The 3,539-nt window shown below is 60.4% G+C and carries 5 protein-coding genes; 4 read left to right on the top strand and 1 reads right to left on the bottom strand.

Annotated elements, in window-relative coordinates:
* On the bottom strand, positions 1-636 hold a 636-nt coding region (locus LJE93_16415; protein ID MCG6950497.1), incomplete at its 3' end, for an NADH:ubiquinone reductase (Na(+)-transporting) subunit A.
* 157 nt (positions 637-793) lie between these two features.
* Here LJE93_16415 and LJE93_16410 point away from each other — a divergent pair.
* The 4 genes from LJE93_16410 to LJE93_16395 form a co-directional block, all read left to right on the top strand.
* Positions 794-1,324 carry a CBS domain-containing protein gene (locus LJE93_16410; GenBank protein MCG6950496.1) on the top strand — a complete coding sequence of 177 codons (531 nt, stop codon included), beginning with the start codon at positions 794-796 and terminating at the stop codon, positions 1,322-1,324.
* Between the two features lie 403 nt (positions 1,325-1,727).
* Positions 1,728-2,192 carry a DUF4136 domain-containing protein gene (locus LJE93_16405; GenBank protein ID MCG6950495.1) on the top strand — a complete coding sequence of 155 codons (465 nt, stop codon included), beginning with the start codon at positions 1,728-1,730 and terminating at the stop codon, positions 2,190-2,192.
* A 59-nt stretch (positions 2,193-2,251) separates the two neighbouring features.
* Positions 2,252-2,992 (top strand): sulfite exporter TauE/SafE family protein, encoded by a 741-nt coding sequence (locus LJE93_16400; GenBank protein MCG6950494.1) that lies wholly within the window; start codon positions 2,252-2,254, stop codon positions 2,990-2,992.
* A gap of 80 nt (positions 2,993-3,072) precedes the next feature.
* Positions 3,073-3,539: ABC transporter substrate-binding protein (locus LJE93_16395; GenBank protein ID MCG6950493.1), on the top strand; the 467-nt coding region annotated here is incomplete at its 3' end.

Raw genomic sequence — 3,539 nt, 5'->3', positions numbered from 1 at the left:
AGGTTCGATCCTTGCACCCGGCGCTCGACACAGATAGACGATTCCCTCGGTCAAGCTGCAGAGCGCCTGAAGGCCTCGCTGGAAATCTTTCATCTGTCCATCGAGAACGACCTCGGGGTTCGGCGCAAGCGGGTTCGTGTCCATCGCGGTGACGAAGATCGAGTGACAGCTGGAGCTCGGGGACGGCACCTTTGAAAAAGGCCTCTGCCGAATGGCCGTCCACAGGCCAGACTCCGCCAGAAGCTCTCTCAGTTCCTCCCCGCGGAGGGACTGCACATCCCGCCCGGTGAACGCGCGAAAAGTGTGAAAATCGCTTTCGGCGGGGCTCCCCCGTCGTTCCCCCGGTGTCAACTCCACCACCACGGATTCCAGGGAGCGACGTGCACCGCGGTTGATCGCAGCGACTGTTCCCGCACCCGGCGAGGTGAACCGCACACCCGCGGTTTTGCGGTCCTCGAACAACAGTTGACCGCGCCTCACCTCATCGCCGATCTGCACATGCATACGCGGCTTCATGAAAGGGTAATCACGAGCGAGGACAGCAACCTTAGTGACCCTCGGCGCCGGTTCGACTCGCTGTTCCGGCGACCCTTTGATCGGGATGTCGAGGCCCTTCTTGATGACGTGGACTGCCATTTCTGACTCTTTTCCGAAATTATCGACCGTCAGAGGCGATCGAGCGGAGAGAGGATACCAAGAACGTCAAGTACACGAAACTCCTTCTTGCAGAGAGGTCCCTTGATCCACCGCGTAATGGTGCTAAGCTTTGGGAAATAGGCAGGAGGTGACGCCGATGGCGAAGACACCAATTGTGCGGAAGTACATGAAGAAAGCCTCCAAGACCTTTCGCGAGAACGAGGAGATGGCCCCGTGCATGAGCATCCTCGCTCGTTCATCATTTGCCGCGATTCCGGTGGTCAATGACGACGGTGAGGTGGTAGGACTGCTCACCGAAAAAGACGTCATACGTACCATCATCAACTGGGCATACGATCAACGAGCCGGCGGCAATGTGGGCGAGTACCTGTCACCCCTCGAGGTCATCGTGACACCCGAGATGGACCTTTTGACCGCGGCACGGGCGTTTCTCGAGTGCGACTTCGCCTGTCTTCCGGTCTTGGATGAGGACAGGCTCGTTGGTCGTATCACGCGACACGATGTCCTCTGTGGGCTCGAGAAGTGGGCCACCGAAATCAACCGGGAACGTGCCGGGCGCCTCACGAAAACTCCTGATCACGAGCGCCCGTCGGCGATGGGTGAAATCCAAAAGGTGGCTGCGTCCCACACGAGAGAGCAGCTGTCGCAGATCTTCAGAAAGCACTGACGCCCAAACACTCGCGACGGGTCCCTCGCCGGGCGTTAACCGGGACTATTCGTAAAGCTCCTACTGCGGCCGGCGATTCGCCGCACCGATCGGTGTTTGCCCGCCTCGCGGTGTTCGACGTACTGTCGAGTACAAATCCACGCCCCTCGGGTCGCAAACCCCGCTGGTCACAGCACCTCGCCGTCCTCTTGACGAACCCTCATGAATAGTCCGGGTTCACTGGCTCGGATCCTGCATGAGACGACCGTGGATGTGGCGATTGCCTTGGCGATCAGCCACTTCCAGGTGACAACCTGTTCGTGGCTCCGATCGTCGAATGCGAGAAGGGAGATCCTCAATGCGTCGTCTTCTATCCTCTGGACTGGCAGCTACATTCCTGTTACCGGTTCTCTCCTGTTCATCGATGATCGTTCGAACAGATCACGACACGCAACGCGACTTCAGCGCCTATTCCGGTTTCGCGATGTACGAGCGGCCAGGCGGAGAGCGCGGTCGAGCTCAGATGAGCCCGCTGGTCGATCAGCGAATCGCCGCCGCAATTTCATCCGAACTCCGAGTCAGAGGATTCGGCTCCGCAACACCTCGCGACGCCGACCTCCTGGTGACTTTTTACACCAACGTTCAGCGCCGGGTCGTAGTCCGTCATCATGGGTGGTACGGCTGGGGCCGCTGGGGATGGCACGGCGGTCCGATGTGGGTCGACAGTTTTCCCGAGGGGACCCTGATCATCGACATCATCGATCGGCGCGACCGGCAGCTTGTCTGGCGAGGGGTCGGCCAGGGCGCCTTCTCGAAGCCCAATCCGTCGGATGACGTGGTCGCAAAAAGGGTCGCGAAAATCCTGCGCGACTTCCCACCGATGAGATAAGCCCCAGCGGCCAGTGGTTTGGGCCCGAGCCGATGGACCGGTGATACAGTCCCTCTGCGATGGAACCGTGGCACCTCCCCCTGCTGGCCGCTGCCGGAATCGGAGTCGGCTTCATGAACGTCATGGCCGGTGGCGGATCGCTGATCTCCATGCCGCTTCTCATTTTCCTGGGGCTCGAGCCCGCAACCGCAAACGGTACCAATCGCGTCGCCATTCTGATTCAGAACATCACCGCGGTTTCCAGCTTCCGGAACCAGGGATATTCGGAGATCCGCCGAAGCATCGGGCTCGGTCTGTGCACGATCCCCGGTGCCGTCGCCGGTGCCTTCGCGGCCGTCGCGGTCGATCCAGTCCTCTTCAAACGCGCCCTCGGGGGTGTGTTAATTATGGCGGTCGTCCTGATCGTCCGCAAACGACCCACGTCTCAAAACAGCGAAAACGGTGAAGAACGACCGATCCTCGCCTACCTTGCAATGGTCGGCGTCGGGTTCTGGGGCGGATTTTTCCAGGCCGGAGTCGGTTTTCTCATCATGCCGATTCTCAGCCAACTCCTCCGCATCGACCTGGTCCGCGTCAATATGCACAAGGTCTTCATCATCGGCATGTTCACCCTGCCGGCTCTGATCGTTTTCGCTCTCCAGGGCAAGGTATGGTGGATCGGAGGCGGTTCGCTGGCAATCGGCAACGCCTTGGGGGCCTGGCTCGCGACCCATGTGACAGTCACCCGCGGAGAACCAGCAGTCCGAATCGTGTTCGTCCTCGCAGTCATCGCCATGGGTGTGAGGCTGATCCTGGGTTGAGCGCGTGCGAAGCTCAGGCACTTTTGCAGGGGTTTCTGTATGATGTCCCGGAGACGATAGTGCATGCAGGAGGTTGGATCGTGATACTCGGGAAAAACATGGCCAAGGCAGTGCTGACCATTTCAGCCGTCATCGCCCTGTCGGCGTGCGGCAGTAAACCGGTGGTCGGTGTGCTGCTCCCGATGAGCGGAGAGGCCAGCAACTACGGTGAGAGCATGAAACACGGCATCGATCTCGCCATCGAAATGGAGCAGGCAAACCTCCCGAGCGGTTTTCAGGTTCTATGGGGCGACACGGCTTCTGATCCGGCGACCGGCGCGGCCGAAATGAGACGGCTGGCTGGTGAAGGAGCTCGGTTGTTCGTGGCGGGCACCACCAGCGACACCGCGCGCGAGCTGCTCCCGGTTCTCGAGGAGACCGACACGATCGCGGTCACACCCTCCGCTTCGGCGCCGAGTCTGACCAAAGACTCGCGACGATTCTTCCGGATCTTCGCATCTGACGAGCTCGAGGGCCGGCGGGCGGGCCGATTCCTGTATGACGACCA

This window comes from Acidobacteriota bacterium (genome assembly GCA_022340665.1).
GTDB lineage: Bacteria > Acidobacteriota > Thermoanaerobaculia > Thermoanaerobaculales > Sulfomarinibacteraceae > Sulfomarinibacter.
The sequence above is the reverse complement of the archived record's forward strand: the minus strand, read 5'-3'. Positions and strand labels throughout refer to the sequence as shown.

Excerpts from the sequence above, each read along its gene's own strand:
- LJE93_16400 (MCG6950494.1), top strand. The coding sequence starts at position 2,252 with ATGGAACCGTGGCACCTCCCCCTGCTGGCCGCTGCCGGAATCGGAGTC.
- LJE93_16405 (MCG6950495.1), top strand. The coding sequence starts at position 1,728 with ATGATCGTTCGAACAGATCACGACACGCAACGCGACTTCAGCGCCTAT.
- LJE93_16410 (MCG6950496.1), top strand. The coding sequence starts at position 794 with ATGGCGAAGACACCAATTGTGCGGAAGTACATGAAGAAAGCCTCCAAG.